This window comes from Bacillus cereus group sp. MS39, from assembly GCF_040448665.1.
GTDB classification, from domain to species: Bacteria; Bacillota; Bacilli; order Bacillales; family Bacillaceae_G; genus Bacillus_A; species Bacillus_A wiedmannii.
Window position 1 is genome coordinate 895322 of the sequence record NZ_CP123058.1, and the last position, 20872, is coordinate 916193.

Genomic DNA, 20872 nt, shown 5'->3' on the forward strand with positions numbered 1-20872 from the left:
AGTTTTTTTCTATGAAAGAAAGGCGGGGCAATGATGAAGGTAAATAAAAAACAAGTTATTAAATTATTAGAGACAATCGGTCTGTTTATGGAACTAAAGGGCGCGAATCCATTTAAAATATCTGCATTTCGTAAGGCGGCGGCAGCGTTAGAAAGTGACGATCGCAGTCTTTCTGAAATTGAAGATTTCACGAAGATTCCGGGCATTGGAAAAGGAACAGCGGCAGTTATTCAAGAATATATAGAATCGGGAACATCTGAAGTATTACAAGAGCTTGAGAAAGAAGTGCCAAGTAGCTTATTACCGTTATTAAAATTGCCAGGACTTGGTGGTAAAAAGGTGGCTAAGTTATATAAAGAACTTGGTGTTGTTGATATGGAATCGCTAAAAGCGGTTTGTGAGGAAAATAAAGTACAAGCTTTAGCAGGTTTCGGTAAGAAGACAGAAGAGAAAATATTAGAAGCAATCGATCAAGTAGGATCTCGTCCAGAGCGTTTACCAATCGCAATGGTATTGCCTATTGCCGGGGAAATAGAGGAGAAATTGTCGAATATTGCTGAAGTAATTCGTTTCTCTCGCGCTGGTAGTTTGCGCCGAGTTCGTGAAACAGTGAAAGATTTAGACTTTATCATTGCAACGTCAGAACCAGCTACAGTACGTGAGCATTTACTGCAATTCGATAATATGATTGAAGTAATCGCAAGTGGAGATACGAAAGTTTCTGTTCGTCTTCAATATGAATATGATATTTCAATCGATTTCCGTTTAGTAAAACCTGAAGAATTTATTACAACTCTTCATCATTTCACAGGATCAAAAGACCATAACGTAAAAATGCGCCAAATCGCGAAAGATAGAGGCGAGAAAATTAGTGAGTACGGTGTAGAAAACTTAGAAACAGGTGAAGTGAGAACATTTGAAACAGAAGAGGAGTTCTTCTCTCATTTCGGTCTTCCATTCATTCCACCAGAAGTGCGTGAAGATGGAAAAGAAATTGAATTAATTAAAGAGTATCCGAACTTAATTCAATTCTCTGATATACAAGGTGATTTACATATGCATACAACATGGAGTGACGGTGCCTTTTCGATTGAGGAAATGGTACAGGCATGTCGTGCTCGTGGTTATAAATTTATGGCAATTACCGACCATTCACAATACTTAAAAGTAGCGAATGGTTTAACGAAAGAGCGCCTTTGTGAACAAGCGAAAGAAATTGAACGTATGAACGAAAAGTATCCAGACATTACAATTTTACGCGGAATTGAAATGGACATTTTACCAGATGCAACACTTGATTTTGATGATGAAGTATTAGCAGAATTAGATTATGTCATTGGAGCGATTCACTCTAGCTTCTCACAAGACCGTGAAACGATTATGAAACGTCTTCGTGCTGCGCTGGAGAATAAGCATGTCACAATGATTGCCCATCCGACAGGACGCCTTCTTGGGCGTCGTGAGGGTTACGATGTAGATACAGATTTATTAATTGAACTCGCAAAAGAGACAAATACAGTTTTAGAATTAAATGCGAATCCAAATCGTCTAGATTTAAGCGCGAAATTATTAAAACAAGCACAAGATGCTGGTGTAAAAGTAGCGATTAATACGGATGCTCATACGCTTGAAATGTTAGAAGATATGGAAACAGGTGTAGCGGCAGCACGTAAAGGTTGGATTCAAAAAGATAACGTGATTAACACGTGGGATATCGAACGTTTATTAGACTATATTAAACGTAATAAGTAACACAAGGGGGACCTGCAACATGTTAGAAAGAACGTTGCGTGTATTAGAATACAATAAAGTAAAAGAACAATTACTTGAACATACAGCCTCTTCACTTGGCCGTGACAAAGTGAAGCATTTAGTGCCAAGCACTGATTTTGAAGAAATTGTAGAAATGCAAGATACAACGGATGAAGCAGCGAAAGTCATTCGTTTAAAAGGTAGTGCACCATTAGGTGGTATTACGGATATTCGCTCAAATGTGAAGCGTGCAAAGATTGGGAGTATGTTAAGTCCAAATGAACTACTTGATATTGCAAATACAATGTACGGTAGTCGTAATATGAAACGTTTCATCGAAGATATGGTTGATAATGGTGTGGAGCTTCCAATTTTAGAAACTCATGTCGCTCAAATTGTATCTTTATATGATTTAGAAAAGAAAATTACAAATTGTATCGGTGATGGCGGTGAAGTAGTCGATAGCGCAAGTGATAAACTGCGTGGTATTCGTACTCAAATTCGTACTGCGGAAAGTCGTATTCGTGAAAAGTTAGAAAACATGACGCGTTCTTCCAACGCGCAAAAGATGTTGTCTGACGCGATTGTAACGATTCGTAACGAACGTTACGTAATCCCAGTAAAACAAGAATACCGCGGTGTATATGGCGGTATTGTCCACGATCAATCAGCTTCTGGGCAAACGTTATTTATTGAACCACAAGTCATTGTAGAGTTAAATAACGCGCTTCAAGAAGCACGAGTGAAAGAAAAACAAGAAATCGAACGCATCTTATTGATGTTAACAGAAGAAGTGGCAGTAGAAGCGGATATCGTTTTATCTAACGTAGAAGTAGTTGCGAATCTTGACTTCATCTTTGCGAAAGCTTTTTATGCGAAGCGAATTAAAGCAACGAAGCCAATTGTAAATAACGAGCGCTATATGGATTTAAGACAAGCACGTCATCCGCTTATTGATCCAGAAATTATCGTGCCAAATAACATTATGTTAGGTAAAGATTTCACGACAATTGTTATTACAGGACCGAATACAGGTGGTAAAACAGTTACGCTGAAAACAGTTGGTATTTGTGTATTAATGGCGCAATCTGGCCTTCACATTCCAGTAATGGATGAGTCAGAGATTTGTGTATTTAAAAATATCTTTGCCGATATCGGTGATGAGCAATCGATTGAACAAAGTTTAAGTACGTTCTCCTCACATATGGTGAACATTGTTGATATTTTAGAAAAAGCTGATTTTGAAAGCTTAGTTCTATTCGATGAATTAGGTGCTGGAACAGACCCGCAAGAAGGGGCTGCATTAGCAATTTCAATTTTAGATGAAGTATGTAATCGTGGTGCTCGCGTTGTTGCTACGACGCATTACCCAGAATTAAAAGCATACGGATATAACCGTGAGAAAGTTATTAATGCGAGCGTTGAGTTCGACGTGAATACATTAAGCCCAACGTATAAATTATTAATCGGTGTACCAGGACGTAGTAATGCCTTTGAAATTTCGAAGCGCCTTGGATTATCTGATCGCGTGATTGATCAAGCTCGTAACCACATTAGTACAGATACAAACAAAATTGAAAATATGATTGCGAAGTTAGAAGAAAGTCAAAAGAATGCAGAGCGTGACTGGAACGAAGCAGAAGCACTTCGCAAGCAATCTGAAAAACTGCATCGCGAATTACAGCGTCAAATTATTGAATTTAATGATGAGCGCGATGAAAAATTATTAAAAGCGCAAAAAGAAGGGGAAGAAAAAGTCGAAGCTGCAAAGAAAGAAGCAGAAGGCATTATTCGAGAACTTCGTCAATTGCGTAAAGCACAGCTTATAAACGTGAAAGACCATGAGCTTATTGAAGCGAAGAGCCGTCTAGAAGGTACGGCGCCAGAGCTTGTGAAGAAACAAAAAGTAAACGTGAAAAACACAGCGCCAAAACAACAATTACGCGCAGGTGATGAAGTAAAAGTGTTAACGTTTGGTCAAAAAGGTCAATTACTTGAAAAGGTAAGTGATACAGAGTGGAGCGTACAAATTGGTATTCTGAAGATGAAAGTGAAAGAATCCAATATGGAATACATTAATACACCGAAGCAAACTGAGAAAAAAGCGGTCGCAAGTGTGAAGGGTAGAGATTATCACGTTTCGTTAGAGCTTGATCTTCGTGGTGAACGTTATGAAGATGCAATGATGCGCGTTGAAAAATATTTAGATGATGCACAGCTTGCAAGCTATCCGCGCGTATCAATTATTCACGGTAAAGGAACAGGAGCGCTTCGACAAGGTGTACAAGATTACTTGAAGAAGCATCGCGGTGTGAAAAACTACCGCTACGGTGACATGGGCGAGGGAGGCCTAGGCGTAACAGTTGTCGAATTAAAATAGCAAACAACGAAACAAAGGGGAACCATTATATGTTTATGGACAAACTTGCAAAAGTATTGTTAGCTTGTTGCGGAATATTTTTGGTGATTGGGGTTATTTATTTAGTTGTTTTTGCGAAGTAAACGAGCGTCAATCGTGGCAGAGTGATATTGCCATAGATTGACGCTTTTAATATATAGGAAAAGGAATAAGCTATGAAAATCAACCAATACATAAGCGAAGCAAAATCTTGCTCAAGACGCGAAACAGACCGTCTCATTAAAGCAGGACGCGTGGCTATTAACGGCGAAATATGTACGCACGGTGCACTCGTGAGCGATGGTGATGTGGTAACGATTGATGGACAGGTTATTGCAAAAGAAGAGAAGGAAAAGGTGTATATTGCCTTTCATAAACCAGTTGGTATTACTTGTACAGCAGCCGAGCATATTGAAGATAATATTATCGATTATATCAATTACCCAGAGCGTATCTTTCCTGTTGGGCGATTAGATAAAGCGTCGGAAGGACTAATCTTATTAACGAATGACGGTGGGATTGCAAATCAAATTTTACACGGTGATCATGAGCACGAGAAAGAATACATCGTTACGGTTGATAAGCCGTTTACAGATTGGTTTATTGATGAGATGTCCAGCGGTGTAAAGATTAAAGATGGAATGACGAAGCCTTGTAAAGTGACAAGAATGGATCAATCTACATTTCGCATCGTTTTAACGCAAGGAATGAACAGACAAATTCGTAGAATGAGCCGTGCTTTCGGGTTTACTGTAACAAAGCTAAAGCGGGTTCGTATTCTGAATATAGAGCTAGACGATCTTGAAGTGGGAAAATGGCGGAGCGTTACATCTGAGGAATTAGACATTTTAATAAATCAGTTATAGGGAGGAAAAATTTTCTCCCTATATTTTTTTGTCAGAAAAAATAAAACTATTGATTTTTTAAAAAATAGCCCATATAATAAAAAACAACAAGTTTCGACAAGATATTTTATAAAAGTAATGATGAGGACATGAGTTGTTTTTGACGATTCTCAGAGAGGGAAGCCTAGGCTGTGAGCTTCCTAATACGGAAAGACAAACTTACCACCTCTAAACTTCAAGAGTGAACTGCATGATGCATTGTAATTCTTGGCGGATAAAACCGTTATCAATTTACACGAGCTATAAAATGAGCTTATTTTGTTATAAATTCATTTTATTAGAATAAGGGTGGAACCACGATTTCAACACTCGTCCCTTTGTTAGGGACGGGTGTTTTTTGCGTTCTTTTACGGGGAAGTATGCTTGAAAGAGGATATGTGACGGCCTTTAATTCAGAATATTTTGTCAATATAAAAATATGTAGGAGGTTAGTAGAAATGAAATCATCTTTAAAGTTTTCTGAGATGTTTGCAATAAGTTTAATGTTGTTTGCACTATTTTTCGGTGCAGGTAATATGATTTTCCCGCCGGCTTTAGGGCAAGGTGCTGGAACAGACGTATGGATCGCGTTATTTGGCTTTATCGTAACAGGTGTTGGATTACCTTTATTAGGGGTAATTGTTATAGCTCTAAAGGGAGATATTAATGAGCTAGCGGGACGTGTACACCCTGTATTCGCACTTGTTTTTATCACTGCAATTTATTTATGTTTAGGCGTATTCGTAAGTGTTCCACGTACAGGAACAGTTGCTTATGAAATGAGTGTTGCACCATTTTTACCAAGTGAGATAGCTGGTCAATCGTATCCACTTGTTATCTTTACATTCATTTTCTTTGCAGTAACTTTCTATTTAGCTTTAAACCCATCGAAATTAGTGGGCCGCATCGGTAAAGTATTAACTCCGATTTTGTTAGCTGTTATAGCAATTATCGTAGGTAAAGCAATTATTACACCAATTGGAGAATTTGGTGCACCGACAGAAGCGTATAATGCTCCGCTCTTTAAAGGTTTTATTGATGGATATTTAACTTTAGATGGACTTGCAGCACTTGTTTTCGGAAATGTTGTTATTAATGCCTTAAAAGCAAAAGGCGTTACAAATAAGAACAGCATTGCAAAAGTAACAATCTTTGCAGGATTTATTGCAGCGCTCGGTTTACTACTTGTTTATTTAGCACTTGCTTATCTGGGAGCTTCTAGTGTGTCTCTTGGAATGGGAGCAAACGGAGGGATTATTTTAACAAACGTTGTAAATCATTTATTTGGTAGTTACGGAACTTTATTATTAGGGATCGCAATTACAGCGGCATGTTTAACAACTTCTGTAGGTATTGTTGCAGCTTGTGGGGAATATTTTTCTTCCTTATTACCAAAGTTTTCTTATCAAAAGATTGTTTTCATCTTCTGTGTATTAGCATTTATGGTAGCAAACCTTGGGTTAACTCAGTTAAACGCATTAGCATTACCGATTTTAATTGCAATTTACCCAATTGGTATCGTACTGATTGTATTATCACTTGTTGAAAACTATATTCGTCTTCCATTAGCTATGTATGTAGGCGGTATTGTAGGTTCATTTGCAATTAGCTTCTTTGATGGATTGCATAATGCAAATCTTCAAGTAGCGGCCCTTGCTCCTATCTTAGATAAAATTCCACTATATAGTGTAGGGATTGGTTGGCTAGTTCCGGGTATCATTGGAATTGCAATTGGATATGTAGTTTCTTTATTTCAAAAGCAAGAAGTTGCTGTAGAAAAATAGTGAAAAGAGGCTTTCTATGAAAGAAAGTCTCTTTTTTTGTAGAAAAAATTGTATATAGGGAAATTTAGATATTAAAAATTTTATACGTAATATAGTTGACAAAAAAATTAGCATTAGGCTAAGATTGACTTAGTTGTGGAAATATTTGAAGGAAAGTGAGGAGTGAAAGGTATAAGGTTTTCTATAACGATATCATTTTGTAGATAGAGGTGATAGAGTAGGAGAATGGTGGTTTTATTTTTTTTGACCTTCATTGAGAATGATAATCATCAAAAGAAATAGGGACTTATGTTAAAATGTAAATCGCTCTTTATAAGGAATAGGGAGGGATATTATTTTTAACACGTAATGAGAATGATAATCAATAATATCTACATTACATAAATAAATTACAATTAAATAATGATAGAGGATTATTATTTTTTTCTTATAAATTGAGAATAATTATCATTTTCAAAAAAGTATGGATGAAAGATAAACAAGGAGGAAGTAAGCCAAATGAGAAAGATTTCTGTATTACCCGCTTTTATTATAACGTTCGTATGTATGCTAGCTTTTCTTGTCATGCCATATGGGAAAGTTTCAGCACAACTAGCTGACGGTACTTATGATATTAACTATGTCATTCAAAAAGCGGAAAATGATTCAGCTTCAATGGCAAATGATTATTTTGAAAAACCAGCTAAGTTAGTTGTAAAAAATGGTGAGATGAGAGTACAAATTCCGATGAATCATAGTGCTTGGATTACAGAATTTAAAGCACCTGAAAACGGGAATTTTGTTGATGCAAAAGTTGTTAGTAAAGATGAATCAGCAGATAAAAGAACTGTAGAGTTTAAAATAGACGATTTATCTAAGCAAGCAGCTGCAAAAATTCATGTTGTTGTACCGAACGTAAATTATGACCATAACTACACAATTCGCTTTGCGTTTGATGCAAATGTAAAAGCGGTAGGTGGAGAAAATAAAGCAACTACTGTAACAAAGAATAATGATCAAACAAAAACAGATACACAAGTAAAAGAAGAAGTGAAGAAAGAAGAGAGTAAAGAAGCAAATATAGAGGCAAGCAAAGGAACAAATGAAAGTGGAAAAGCTGAAAAAACAGATAATCCAAAAACAGGTGATGAAGCACGCATTGGAATATTTGCAGCGTTAATTCTTATTTCAGGTGTTTTCTTAATTCGTAAAGTGAAGTTAAGTAAATAAATCTTTTGAAGGGCGATGAATATATGTTTAAACAATTAAAAATGATTATTGGCGTATTTGCTGTTTTATTTACGTTTATCGCAACACTAGGTTTACAAGATGCAGAGGCTGCTACAAAATTAGCTGATGGAAAATATAATATTGCTTTTACTGTATGGAAAGGCGATAAAGATGAATCATCTAGAATGAATAGTTATTTTGAAAGCCCAGCAACATTAACAGTAAAAAATGGAAAACAATATGTTTCATTTAAAGTGAAAGATAGTGCTTCTATTAAAAGTTTACAAGTAGAAAAAGATGGTCAATTTGTAGAAACAATCGTGTTAAGTGAAAACAAAAAAGATAATACTAGAGTTGTAGAATTTGAAGTTGCTGACTTGTCAAAAAAACTAAATGGCAAGGTGAAAATTAATATCCCAATTATTAATTATAATGCTTCATATGATATTCGTTTTGTATTTGATGGGAACAGTATTAAATAATTAAAAAATTTCCAAAAGGGAGAGTCGTTCCATTGAACAGGTATGTAAAAATTATTGTTGCTATGTTTTTAATGGCATTTACATTCGTATCAACATTACAACCGCTTGCAGTTCAAGCAGCAAGCCAACTAGCTGACGGTGAATATTCAATCGGTTTCAAAGTTCTTAAGGATACATCAGATGAAGAATCTATGATGAATCAATACTCTGTAAGTCCAGGAACTTTAAAAGTGAAGGATGGGAAGAAGAAGGTATCCTTTACGTTAGAACATAGTTCATGGATTACGAAGTTTGAAACAGAAAAAAATGGCCAGTTTGTTGCGACAAATGTAATTAGTGAAGATAAAGAAAAAGATACACGAGTAGTAGAATTTGAAGTGGACGATGTAGAGAAAGTATTAAATGCGAAAGTAAAAGTGGACATAGACTTTTTAAATTATCATCATGATTATGATGTGCGTATTGCATTTGATCAAAATAGTATTACACCGATTCATGTAGAAAAACCAAATGAAAAAGAGGATCCAGCAAATAAGCCAGATCCAAATGAAAAAACGGATCCAAGTCAGAAGCCCGACCAAAAGCCTGACCCAAATCAACAACCCAATTCTAACACAATTAACGATGGGAATTATAGTATTCCATTTAAAGTGTTAAAAGATAAGACAGATGAAGAATCTAAGATGAATACCTACATGGTAAATCCAGGAGTATTAAAAGTAGAAAACGGTAAGAAAAAGGCAATTGTAACACTAACAAGTAGCTCATTAATTAAAAATTTCCAAACGGAAAAAGATGGCGCATTTGTTGATGCAAAAGTAGTGAGTGAAGATAAAGAAAAAGATACAAGAGTAGTAGAGTTTGAAGTGGACGATTTATCAAAAAAATTAAATACAAAAGTATTTATCGAAATGGCATCAAGAAACTATAAGCAAACACATGATGTACAACTTTTATTTGAACAAGATAAACTTGAGTCAATTAAGAACGAAGAAAAGCAACCAGACGGTGATAAAAAGCCAGAGGTAGAGAAGCCGAATGTTGAAACAATTAAAGACGGTGAATACAGCATCAATTTCAAAGCCTTAAAAGATCAAACAGAAGAAATTTCAATGATGAACACGTATACGAAGAGTCCGGGCGTATTAAAGGTGAAAGATGGTAAAAAATATGTATCATTTACATTAACGAATAGTGCATGGATTACAAAGTTTGAATTTGAGAAAAATGGTTCGTTCGTTGATGCGAGTGTATTAAGTGAAGATAAAAAAGCTGATACACGCGTAGTGGAAGTAGAAGTAGATGATTTATCTAAAAAGTTAAATGCAAAAGTAAAAGTAGATATCGATTCAATGAATTATCATCATTTCTACGACATTCAATTCGCATTTGATAAAGATAGCGTTAAACCGTTAGACAATCAAGGCGGAAACGATAATCAAGGTGGAAACGACAACCAAGGCGGAAACGACAACCAAGGTGGAAACAATAACCAAGGCGGAAATGACAACCAAGGCGGAAATGACAACCAAGGCGGAAACGATAACCAAGGCGGGAACAATAACCAAGGTGGGAACAATAACCAAGGTGGGAACAATAACCAAGGTGGAAACAACAACCAAGGTAATAACACAACCATTGATCCAAAAGCCCTTAAAGATGGTGAATACAGCATTGTCTTTAAAGTTCTAAAAGATAAAACAGAAGAAATCTCAATGATGAACACATATACAAAAAGTCCAGCTGTACTAAAAGTGAAAGATGGTAAGAAGTATGTATCGTTTACATTAACGAACAGTACATGGATTACAAAATTTGAGTTTGAAAAGAATGGTTTTTTTGTTAACGCAAAAGTGTTAAGTGAGAATAAAGAGCAAAATACAAAAGTAGTAGAGTTAGAAGTAGATGATTTATCTAAAAAATTAAACGCAAAAGTAAAAGTAGATATTGATGCGATGAATTATCACCATTTCTACGATGTTCAATTTGTATTTGATCAAGGTAGTATAAAAGTTTTAGGTAATCAAGGCGGAAACGACAACCAAGGTGGAAATGACAACCAAGGTGGAAATGACAACCAAGGCGGAAACGATAACCAAGGTGGAAACGACAACCAAGGCGGAAATAATCAACCAAAAGTAATAGTTGATCCGGAAAATTTAGTGGATGGTCAATATGATATTCCATTTAAAGTGTTAAAAGATAAAACAAATGAGCTTTCAAAGATGCATGACTATACTGTACACCCAGCAAAATTAATCGTTAAAGATGGTAAAAAGTACATTGAGATGACGTTGAAAAATAGTGCATGGATTACAAAATTCCAAACGGAAAATAACAGTCTTTTTGCTGATGCGAAAGTAGTAAGCGAAGATAAAAATGCAAATACGAGAGTAGTGCAATTTGAAGTAAGTGATTTATTTGCAAAATTAAATGCAAAAGTAAAAGTTGATATCAATGAAATGAACTACCATCATTTCTACGATGTCCAAATTCAATTTGATACAAATAATATTGGTGCGTTAGGCACGATTAAAGAGGATCCAAAAAAAGATCCGAAAAATGATCCGGACAATCCAGTGATTACACCGAAAGTAGATAATGTGAAAAAAGTAGATAATCCTGATTTTAACCGAAATGCAGATGATAAGAAGAAAAAAGAAGATCAAAAAAATGATTCAAAAAAAGAGAAAAACTCAAAAACGGCAGATACAGCACAACTAGGTTTATACATGGTGCTATTGCTTGGGTCACTTGCTTTACTAGTTCGTAAATATAGAGCAGGAAGATTGTAATTTTTGGAGTCTTGATGCATGTTCGCATGCATCAAGACTTGTTTCATATTGTTTGGAAAGGAGTGGTGATTGAGAGTGAAGAAAATTGCTAGTGTACTAATGGCTATCATTCTATTAGTGAGTATAGCTGGATGCTCGGCGCCCAAAAAAGAAGCAGCAAAACAGGTAAAGAGTGAGAGTAAAGAAAGAATTGTTGCAACGACAGTTGCTGTTACTGAAATTATGGATGCATTAGAAGTAGATTTAGTTGGTGTTCCAACAAGTACGAAAGATTTACCAAAGAGATATAAAGGTTTACCTGAAGTCGGGAATCCGATGAGTCCTGATATGGAAAAGGTAAAATCGTTAAAGCCGTCAGAAGTATTATCCGTGACAACACTTGAATATGAATTAAAGCCAGTTTTTGATGGTGTGGGCATGAAAGCAAACTTTTTAGATTTAACAAGCTTGAAAAATATGCAAAATTCCATTAGCGATTTAGGTAAGCAATATGGACGTGAAAAGCAGGCTGAAGCAGTTGTAACGAAGTTAGATAACAAGGTTGCAGAGATTAAAAAAGCAGTAAAGGGAAAGAAAGAACCGACAGTGCTTATTTTATTAGGTGTACCAGGGAGTTATTTAGTAGCAACAGAGCATTCTTATATTGGAGATTTAGTGAAACAACTAGGTGGTAAAAATATTGTGCAAGGTGAACAAGTAGAGTATTTAGCTTCTAATACAGAGTATTTAAAAAAAGCTGATCCAGATATTATTTTACGAGCAGCTCATGGTATGCCTGATGAAGTTGTGAAAATGTTTGATAAAGAATTTAAAACAAATGATATTTGGAAACATTTCGCTGCAGTTAAAAATAACCGTGTTTACGATTTAGAAGAGCGCTTATTTGGGACGACAGGTAATTTAGCAGCAATTGAAGCGTTAGATGAATTGAAAAAAATGATGTATCCGTGATGCATTTTAATATAAAGGAAGAGTGGAATGAATAAAAAAACTTGGAGTTTCCTCATTGTTACTGCATTGCTTATTGTTATGACATCATTGTCAGCGATGAAAGGGAGTTTAGAAATAGGTATTGTTGAGCTTGTGCAAGGGATATTTACAGGGGGGAATGAAGATGTTGAAGTGATTAAAGATTTACGTTTCCCACGTATTATTATTGCACTATTTACTGGAGCAGCTCTGGCCGTTTCAGGTGTGCTTTTTCAAGCTGTTATGAAAAATCCACTTGCTGATGCTGGGGTAATCGGGATATCTTCTGGAGCAAGTTTTATGACACTTGTTATTATTACGTTATTCCCGCAATTCTTTTTCTGGACACCAGTATTCGCCTTTTTAGGTGGTGCGTTTGCATGTTATCTCGTTTATGCATTTTCATGGAAGTCAGGGTTAAGTCCGCTTCGCATTATTTTAGTTGGTATAGCTATTAATGCAATGTTCACTGGATTAAATGAATCGTTCATTACGATTTGCGGATACTTCATTAAGAGTATTAAGCAAACGACGACTTCTAACATAACGATGAAGACGTGGGGCGATGTAGAAATAATGGTTACATATGGAACAATTGGTCTTATTCTTGCTCTGTTTGTAGGAGCTTGGTGTAACTTATTATCGCTACAAGATAAGACTGCGAAAAACTTAGGTTTGCACGTGACGAGAGTTCGTCTTATTATTTCTGCTATTGCAGTACTTTTAGCAGCAGTATCAACAGCAATTGCAGGTGTAATTGCTTTCGTAGGATTACTCGTTCCGCACATTTCAAGACAACTAGTCGGTTCGGATCATAAAGTATTAATTCCATTTTCTGCTCTTGCAGGAGCGTTATTAATTTTGACGGCGGATACGATTGGAAGGTTAATTGTGCCACCTAACGAAATTCCAGCAGCGACGATTATGGCAGTGATTGGTGGACCATTCTTAATATTCTTGCTTAGAAAGAGTGATAAAGTTCATGGAAATTAAAAATGTAACCTTTTCGTATGATAATGTAACGGATCGATTAAAGTCGGTTAGTAGTGAAATAGAAATTGGTAAAATTACAACAATTATTGGTCCAAACGGTTGCGGGAAATCGACATTACTTGGTGTGATGTCAAGAAATCACGACCCTCGTAGCGGAGAGATAATACTCGATGGGAAGGCGATTAGTCAATATAAACCGAAAGAGTTTGCTAGAAAGTTAGCCGTTGTCCATCAACAAAATGAAGCACCGGCAGACATGACGGTAGAGAAATTAACAAGTTATGGTCGTATGCCTCATAAAAATATTTTTTCCTCGCAAACTGATGAAGATAGAGAAGCAATCGAAAGGGCTTTAGCATGTACGAATTTGCTAAGTAAACGTGATAAAGAGATTCACGCCTTATCTGGTGGAGAAAGACAACGTGTTTGGATTGCCATGACGTTAGCTCAGAAAACACCAATGCTCTTTTTAGATGAACCGACAACATATTTAGATATTTATTATCAACTTGAAATATTAGAGCTAGTAAAAGAGTTAAATGAAGTACATGGATTGACAATCGTTATGGTATTACATGATATCAATCAGGCGATTCGCTATAGTGATCATATCATCGTTATGAAAGACGGCGAAATTGTTACGAAAGGTAAGCCGAATGATGTTGTGACAGAAAGTATGATAAAGACGATATACGGTGTAGATGTCGTTGTAAAGCAAGATGAAGATACAGGGTTGTATATGGTCCCAATGGGTATTTAAATATGCGAACAATCCGTTTTGAGGTGATAATTTGAGTAGTAAAAAAGAACGGAAGAAGAATTCTTTTTTTCAACGAATACTTACAGTTGTTTTTTTAGGTACCTTTTTCTATTCAGTATATGAATTAGGTGATATTTTCATGGATTACTATGAAAATCGTAAAGTAATGGCCGAAGCACAAAACATTTATGAAAAGAGTCCGATGGAAGAGCAATCAGAAGACGGGGAAGTACGTAAACAGTTCAAAGCTCTGCAGCAAATTAATCAAGAAATAGTTGGATGGATTACGATGGATGATACACAAATTAATTATCCAATCGTTCAGGCGAAAGACAATGATTACTATTTATTTCGTAATTATAAAGGTGAAGATATGAGAGCAGGCAGCATTTTTATGGACTATCGTAATGATGTGAAATCTCAAAATCGAAATACTATTTTATATGGTCACCGTATGAAAGATGGTTCTATGTTTGGAAGTTTAAAGAAAATGTTAGATGAAGAGTTCTTCATGTCGCATCGTAAATTATATTACGATACATTATTTGAAGGATATGATCTTGAAGTGTTCTCGGTGTATACAACAACAACTGATTTTTATTACATTGAAACGGATTTTAGCAATGATACGGAATACACATCATTTTTGGAGAAAATTCAAGAAAAATCGCTGTACAAAACGGATACAAAATTGACAGCGAGTGATCAAATCGTAACACTTTCGACGTGTGACTATGCACTTGATCCGGAAGCAGGAAGGTTAGTCGTGCATGCGAAACTAGTAAAGAGACAGTAAAAAAAGTATAGAATATGAGAAGTGGTAACGCTTCTCATATTCTATACTTTAAAAAAGAAATATGTTTACTGTGCTGCAGCCATTGGCATACGTACAACTTCAACATTGTAGTAAGTGATTCTATTATCAAGAATATATTCTGGCATCCCGCCTTGATGTGAGTGAGCATCTTTAAATGCTGAGCTCTTCGTCCACCCCTGGAAATCTTCTTTTGCATTCCAGCGTGTGCTAATTGTTACTTCATCATGATCAACTGTATTTTGCGTTAAAAGAACTTCTAATCCTAAAAAGCCTGGCATCGTTTCGACTTGACCTACTTTATTAAAACGCTCAATTAATTTATGCCCATTTCCCTTTGTAATTTTAGCTGTATTTGTAACAATAATCATGTTTTATTCCTCCTATAAATATAGCCTTTATTTTCGAGAACTCATATACATCAAATGATAATGAAAATCATTATCATTGTCAATGGTAAATGTGAAATAAATAAGTTCTTTTATTATTTTGGCCAGTAAGATTTCCATTTCAAAATGTAGTAAATATGTGGCGGTTAAGTGAGAGAATGAGCGAGTTGTACTAGCAAAGCAATAATATGGTATAGTGAAACGAGGCTGTTTTTTCAGGCTCGTTTTTTAAATGCTTCCTATAGAGAAAGCATGCAAATGGAAAGGAAGTTATTATATGCGATCAGAAGTAACTGTAAAAATAAAACCGAAATTTATAAAAGAAATTAAAAGTGGATATCCGCTTATTTTAAAAGATGCGATTCAAAATTTAAATGATGTTCAGGAAGAAGGAACAATCATTAAAGTAGTAGATGAGAAGAACAATTTTGTCGGAAAAGGTTATTATGGAAAACAAAATAAAGGATACGGCTGGATTTTAACGAGAAAAGAGAGTGAACAAATTAATCAATCTTTCTTTGAAAGTAAAATAAAATCTGCCTTACATAAACGAAAGCAATTTTACAAATCAAGTGATACGACAGCATTCCGTGCCCTAAATGGTGAAGGTGATGGTCTTGGAGGCTTAATTATCGATTATTATGACGGCTATTATGTAGTCAGTTGGTATAGTGAAGGGATTTATACTTTCAGAGATGAGATTATAGCAGCTCTTCAAAAAGTAGCAAACTTTAAAGGGATTTATGAGAAAAAGCGTTTTGATACGAAAGGGAAATACATTGAAGGCGATGATTTCGTAGCAGGAGTACGCGGTGAGTTCCCGCTTATCGTAAAAGAGAACGGTGTGAACTTTGCTGTTTATTTAAATGACGGAGCGATGGTTGGTGTATTTTTAGATCAGCGTAACGTTCGAAAACAAATTCGTGATAAATATGCAAAGGGGAGAACAGTATTAAATATGTTCTCTTATACGGGTGCTTTCTCTGTATTTGCAGCGCTTGGCGGAGCGAGTAAAACGACGAGTGTCGACCTTGCAAATCGTAGTTTAAGTAAAACGATTGAGCAATTTAGTGTAAATGAAGTTGATTATGAAGCGCAAGATATTATTGTAGAAGATGTATTTCTTTACTTCAAATATGCAGCTAAGAAAAAGATGAAATTTGATATGGTTGTACTTGATCCTCCAAGCTTTGCACGCTCAAAAAAATATACATTTAGTGCAGCGAAAGATTATAAAAACTTACTAAAAGAAACAATTGCGATTACAGAAAATAATGGGATTATCGTTGCTTCTACAAATTGTAGTGCATTCGATATGAAAAAGTTTAAAGGCTTTATCGATACAGCATTTAAAGAAATGAATGGCAAATACAAAATATTAGAAGAACATTCTTTACCAGAAGATTTTCGTACCATTGATCAATTTAAAGAAGGAGACTATTTAAAAGTAGTTTTCATTGAGAAAATTAAAGGTTAATAAAGAAAAAGGAGCTCGAGTTTACTTGAGCTCCTTTTCTTATTGAACGATATTTTGTACTCTACCGACTTGCCCATCCTGCAATCGCACTTTAATGCCATGTGGATGAGAAGGGGAGTTTGTTAAAATATCTTTTACAATTCCACGTGTTAATTTACCGGTGCGTTGATCTTGTTTTAAGACAATGTCAACTTCAAGACCGGGTGCGATATTAGAACGTTTTTGTCCGTTCATTTATACACCTGTACGTCTACGCTGGTTGTTTGTTTTCTTCGTTTGTTGGTTTTGTAATTTTTTCGTTGCTTGGCTTTGATTTGTATTATTTGAACCATTTCCATTTCCTTGCTTTTTCTTTGCAAGTTGTTCACGCATTAAATCAGCTAAGCTTACTTTTTTGTTTTCTGACATGATAAGTCTCCTTTATATAAAGTTAATTATGAACAATAGTAGTGAATTTTATCATATCATTGTTATGGAAGGAAGGGAAGTTGGTTTGAAAATTCATATAATTGTTTCCAGTCTGTAGTAGTTACGATACAATTGAATTGTTAACGTTTGTAAAAAGGGGATAGACATATGTCACATCATATTTTATTAGTTGAAGACGATATTTCAATTCAAGAGATGGTGGAAAAGTATTTAATAAAAGAGGGCTTTCAAGTTACAATCGCATCTGATGGAGAAGAAGGCGTGAACACATATTTAAAAGGTTCATTTGATTTGATTATCCTCGACATTATGATGCCAAAGCTAGATGGCTTAGAGGTTGTGCGAATCATTCGGGAAAAAAGTGCAGTTCCGATTTTAATGATGTCGGCAAAAGATACAGATGTTGATAAAGCTGTTGGATTAGGACTGGGAGCAGATGATTACATTTGTAAGCCATTTTCTATGATTGAATTGGCTGCACGTGTAAAAGCGGGTATTCGGAGGTCTACGAAATATTCGGCTACAGAAACAACAGAAAAGATGATTCAAATTGGTGATTTAGCAATTGATCCAATTAATTTTACGGTTGAAAAAAACGGAAAGCCCCTCAAACTTACTTTAAAAGAATTTGAGATTTTAAAGCTATTCGTAAAGAATCAAAATCGTGTATTTACGAAAGCGCAAATATATACGTTAGTTTGGAACGAAGAGTATTACGGTGATGATAATGTTATAAATGTTCATATGAGGAGATTGCGCGAGAAAATTGAAAGTGATCCATCTAATCCAGAGTATATTAAAACGTTATGGGGCATCGGCTATAAGTTGGAAGTGATGTAATATGGTCAATTTGTTAATAGGTATTATTTTTATATTGTTATGTGTCATTTACATACAGTATAAAATGAGGAAAAACAGTAGCAAAAATTTACGATACACATACGAAAAGTTAGAAAGTATTGTAAATGAACAAACAGGCGAGAAGTTACTTGTTATGACAGATGATCTAGAATTGCAAAAATTATTAGTGGCAATTAATCAATTATTAGCTGCAAAACAGAAAACGAATGCAGATCATGCGAAAGTAGAAATTTCGATGAGAAAAATGCTTTCCAATATTTCACATGATTTAAAGACGCCACTAACAGTTATTCTTGGATATACAGAAATGTTAAATAAGGATAAAACGATAAATAAAGAAGAACAGCAAATATTACTTGAAAAGGTGCATGTGAAAACACTAGAAGTAATGGAACTGATTCATAAGTTTTTTGATTTAGCAAAATTAGAATCTGGTGACAAGGCAATTGAGATGACAAAAGTATATATGAATGAAGTTTGTCGCGAGAAGATTTTATCTTTTTATGATTTAGTGACGACGAAAGGGTTTCAAGTTCATATTGATATACCAGAAAGAAATATATATGCACTTGGAAATGTAGAAGTATTAGGTAGAGTATTGAATAATTTAATATCAAATGCGATTACATATGGAGACGATGGAAAGACACTCGGTATGACGTTAAGAGACGATGAAACGAGTGTGTATATAGATGTATGGGATACAGGAAAAGGAATTGATGAATCTCACATTAATAAAGTGTTTGAGCGTATGTACACACTTGAAGATTCCAGAAATAGATTGTATCAAGGAAGCGGTTTAGGATTAACGATTACGAAAAGGCTTGTGGAAGCGATGGACGGAGAAATACATCTTTCTAGTAAGCCGTATGAAAAAACAATTTTTACAGTGGTATTAAAAAAGATACTGTTTTAGCTTGTAGAGAAGTAGATTCTACAAGCTTTTTTTCAGCGTAAGGAATTTGTAAGGAACGGGTAAGAAAAAAGAGATTTCCGTTGTCTATTATAGAAGTATAAAGTAGTGCGAAAGGAGAAAATGACATGACATATATATTAAAAACGAATCAGCTAACGAAAGTGTTTAAAGGGAAAGAAGTTATTTCTAACGTTAACATGCATGTGAAAAAAGGAGAGATATACGGTTTCTTAGGACCGAATGGTGCAGGTAAAACAACGATTATGAAAATGATCACAAATTTAATAAAACCGACGAGCGGTGATATTGAAATTTTTGGTGAGAAGTTAACGGATACATCTTATGAATTGTTAAAGCGCATGGGGACAATTATCGAATATCCAATCTTTTATGATAAATTAACGGCGAAGGAAAACCTAGAATTACATTGTGAATATATGGGGTATTACGACAAGAACGCAATCGATCATGCTTTACATTTAGTGAAATTGCACGGTATAGATGATAAAAAAGTAAAAGATTTTTCATTAGGTATGAAGCAACGACTTGGTATTGCAAGGGCGATCATGACAAAGCCAGAATTACTCATTTTAGATGAACCAATTAACGGTTTAGATCCAATTGGTATTAAAGAATTAAGAGACTTATTTAAAATGCTCTGCAAAGAATATGGTATTACGTTATTAGTCTCTAGTCATATTTTAGGCGAGATGGAACAAATGGCGGATACAATTGGTGTAATTCAAAATGGAAAACTAATAAAAGAAGTTTCAATGAAGAGTATTAACGGAAAACAAACAGAGTACATTGAAATTACTGTTCCTGATGTGAAGCGTGCAGCTTATATTTTAGAAGATAAACTTGGCATAAAAAATTATAAAATAATGAGTGGAAACATGATTCGTGTGTATGATACGTCAGCGTCTCAGCAGGCCATTTCAAAAGCACTTATTATGAACGATGTAGAAATTGAAAGTATTAATAAGAAACATAGTTCCTTAGAAGAATATTTCTTAAATGTAATGGATGGAGAGGGCATTCATGCTTAATGGATTGCTAGTGAATCTAGTAAGTGGATGGATCGTAATGTTCATAAGTGGGATTTTATATTATAGGAAACCAGAGCGGAAATGGTTGCTAATTCTACTAGTGATAGGAATGTTAAGCGTAATTACTGCTGGAATTAGAATGTTAACAGCGTAGAGAGAGTTATATAAAGAATGGAGGCGTGGTTTGTATGCTTAGATTAATGAAGCTTGAGTGGAAAAAGCATCGATTATCTAGTTACTTTAAAAGTGTAGCAATTTGTATTATAGCAATTTTCGCTGCAATAAGCCTTATGGCATTAGGAATGAAAGCCGAGGGAGACGTGCTTTTCTCTGACTTCACACAGAACATGGCTTTAGCAAATATTGTTATTAGGATAACATTCATTATTTTTAGTTCGGTTATTTTATCACGTTTAGTAATTGATGAGTATAAGAACAAAACGATACAACTATCATTTATGTACCCGCTGCAAAGGAAAATGTTAATGAGAGCGAAATTAACAATTGTTTTTTGTTTTTGTTTTTTGAGCACGATTATCGCTACTTTCATTATTAGTTTGCTCGTATATTTTGTGAGTCCAATGATGGGACTGATTGAAACGCCAGCTACGATAGGTGAAATAATAGCTATCGTTCCAACTACTTTTATAAGTGCATTTATGATATCTGGTATAAGTTTAATTCCTTTATTTTTTGGGATGAGAAAGAAATCGACACCGACAACGATTACTTCGGCAGTAATAATTGGTATGCTGATTAGTGGTAACGTTGGTCCTGGAAACGGTCAAGTAAGTATGTTTGATTTTATAGCTATCCCAATAGTGCTCTGTTTATTAGGGATTTTCATTAGTTATTTATCGTATCGTAAAATCGACAAGATTGATGTGGCGTGAAGCAAGCATAAAACAACA

The 20872-nt window shown here is 35.0% G+C and carries 20 protein-coding genes and 1 other annotated feature; of the genes, 17 read left to right on the forward strand and 3 right to left on the reverse strand.

Annotated features, from left to right (window positions below):
- Positions 1 to 33: 33 nt before the first annotated feature.
- The 11 genes from polX to srtB all read left to right on the forward strand — a co-directional run bounded on the left by polX (position 34) and on the right by srtB (position 14822).
- Positions 34 to 1752, forward strand: coding sequence for a DNA polymerase/3'-5' exonuclease PolX (gene polX, locus QEP67_RS04685; RefSeq protein ID WP_000867527.1), 1719 nt, complete (start codon positions 34 to 36; stop codon positions 1750 to 1752).
- Positions 1753 to 1771: 19 nt separating this feature from the next.
- Positions 1772 to 4132 (forward strand): endonuclease MutS2, encoded by a 2361-nt coding sequence (locus QEP67_RS04690; protein ID WP_000893722.1) that lies wholly within the window; start codon positions 1772 to 1774, stop codon positions 4130 to 4132.
- Positions 4133 to 4326: 194 nt separating this feature from the next.
- Positions 4327 to 5016 carry a 23S rRNA pseudouridine(2604) synthase RluF gene (locus QEP67_RS04695; RefSeq protein WP_000700742.1) on the forward strand — a complete coding sequence of 230 codons (690 nt, stop codon included), beginning with the start codon at positions 4327 to 4329 and terminating at the stop codon, positions 5014 to 5016.
- 108 nt (positions 5017 to 5124) lie between these two features.
- Positions 5125 to 5375: a binding site (T-box leader), on the forward strand.
- A 117-nt stretch (positions 5376 to 5492) separates the two neighbouring features.
- On the forward strand, positions 5493 to 6818 hold the full coding sequence (gene brnQ, locus QEP67_RS04700; RefSeq protein ID WP_000842660.1) for a branched-chain amino acid transport system II carrier protein: 1326 nt from the start codon (positions 5493 to 5495) through the stop codon (positions 6816 to 6818).
- Between the two features lie 498 nt (positions 6819 to 7316).
- Complete coding sequence (gene isdC, locus QEP67_RS04705; RefSeq protein WP_001226899.1) at positions 7317 to 8027, forward strand: heme uptake protein IsdC; 711 nt, start codon at positions 7317 to 7319, stop codon at positions 8025 to 8027.
- 23 nt (positions 8028 to 8050) lie between these two features.
- Positions 8051 to 8509: an NEAT domain-containing protein gene (locus QEP67_RS04710; RefSeq protein ID WP_002107604.1), complete on the forward strand. Its 459-nt coding sequence runs from the start codon at positions 8051 to 8053 to the stop codon at positions 8507 to 8509.
- 32 nt (positions 8510 to 8541) lie between these two features.
- Positions 8542 to 11304 (forward strand): NEAT domain-containing protein, encoded by a 2763-nt coding sequence (locus QEP67_RS04715; protein ID WP_353706531.1) that lies wholly within the window; start codon positions 8542 to 8544, stop codon positions 11302 to 11304.
- A 75-nt stretch (positions 11305 to 11379) separates the two neighbouring features.
- Positions 11380 to 12255: a heme ABC transporter substrate-binding protein IsdE gene (gene isdE, locus QEP67_RS04720; RefSeq protein WP_000717348.1), complete on the forward strand. Its 876-nt coding sequence runs from the start codon at positions 11380 to 11382 to the stop codon at positions 12253 to 12255.
- Positions 12256 to 12282: 27 nt separating this feature from the next.
- Complete coding sequence (locus tag QEP67_RS04725) at positions 12283 to 13266, forward strand: iron ABC transporter permease (RefSeq protein ID WP_001036828.1); 984 nt, start codon at positions 12283 to 12285, stop codon at positions 13264 to 13266.
- Positions 13256 to 14026, forward strand: coding sequence for an ABC transporter ATP-binding protein (locus QEP67_RS04730; protein ID WP_000403736.1), 771 nt, complete (start codon positions 13256 to 13258; stop codon positions 14024 to 14026). Before QEP67_RS04725 ends, QEP67_RS04730 begins: the two co-directional genes overlap by 11 nt.
- A 31-nt stretch (positions 14027 to 14057) precedes the next feature.
- Positions 14058 to 14822 (forward strand): class B sortase, encoded by a 765-nt coding sequence (gene srtB, locus QEP67_RS04735; protein WP_000095590.1) that lies wholly within the window; start codon positions 14058 to 14060, stop codon positions 14820 to 14822.
- A gap of 65 nt (positions 14823 to 14887) precedes the next feature.
- Here srtB and isdG read toward each other — a convergent pair whose 3' ends face one another.
- Positions 14888 to 15211: a heme oxygenase gene (gene isdG / locus QEP67_RS04740; protein ID WP_048565760.1), complete on the reverse strand. Its 324-nt coding sequence runs from the start codon at positions 15209 to 15211 to the stop codon at positions 14888 to 14890.
- Positions 15212 to 15506: 295 nt separating this feature from the next.
- On the opposite strand from isdG, the gene QEP67_RS04745 reads away from it, so the two are divergent.
- Entirely contained in the window at positions 15507 to 16706 is a 1200-nt protein-coding gene (locus tag QEP67_RS04745; protein WP_048565759.1) for a class I SAM-dependent rRNA methyltransferase, read from the forward strand.
- A gap of 39 nt (positions 16707 to 16745) precedes the next feature.
- Here QEP67_RS04745 and QEP67_RS04750 read toward each other — a convergent pair whose 3' ends face one another.
- Both QEP67_RS04750 and QEP67_RS04755 read right to left on the reverse strand, forming a co-directional pair.
- On the reverse strand, positions 16746 to 16940 hold the full coding sequence (locus QEP67_RS04750) for a YwbE family protein (protein WP_001014310.1): 195 nt from the start codon (positions 16938 to 16940) through the stop codon (positions 16746 to 16748).
- The gene (locus tag QEP67_RS04755) at positions 16941 to 17114 is read right to left on the reverse strand and encodes a hypothetical protein (protein ID WP_001293584.1); all 174 of its coding nucleotides are present in this window, start codon (positions 17112 to 17114) and stop codon (positions 16941 to 16943) included.
- A gap of 168 nt (positions 17115 to 17282) precedes the next feature.
- On the opposite strand from QEP67_RS04755, the gene QEP67_RS04760 reads away from it, so the two are divergent.
- From QEP67_RS04760 to QEP67_RS04780, 5 genes are all read left to right on the forward strand, one after another.
- Complete coding sequence (locus QEP67_RS04760; protein ID WP_000018032.1) at positions 17283 to 17975, forward strand: response regulator transcription factor; 693 nt, start codon at positions 17283 to 17285, stop codon at positions 17973 to 17975.
- Position 17976: 1 nt separating this feature from the next.
- A complete protein-coding gene (locus tag QEP67_RS04765; RefSeq protein WP_000247667.1) occupies positions 17977 to 18912 on the forward strand; it encodes a HAMP domain-containing histidine kinase in 936 nt (311 codons plus the stop codon).
- Between the two features lie 125 nt (positions 18913 to 19037).
- Complete coding sequence (locus QEP67_RS04770) at positions 19038 to 19961, forward strand: ABC transporter ATP-binding protein (RefSeq protein WP_000221072.1); 924 nt, start codon at positions 19038 to 19040, stop codon at positions 19959 to 19961.
- Positions 19954 to 20115 (forward strand): hypothetical protein, encoded by a 162-nt coding sequence (locus QEP67_RS04775; RefSeq protein ID WP_000931779.1) that lies wholly within the window; start codon positions 19954 to 19956, stop codon positions 20113 to 20115. Before QEP67_RS04770 ends, QEP67_RS04775 begins: the two co-directional genes overlap by 8 nt.
- Positions 20116 to 20149: 34 nt before the next feature.
- Positions 20150 to 20854 (forward strand): ABC transporter permease, encoded by a 705-nt coding sequence (locus QEP67_RS04780; protein ID WP_048565758.1) that lies wholly within the window; start codon positions 20150 to 20152, stop codon positions 20852 to 20854.
- Positions 20855 to 20872 lie beyond the last annotated feature (18 nt).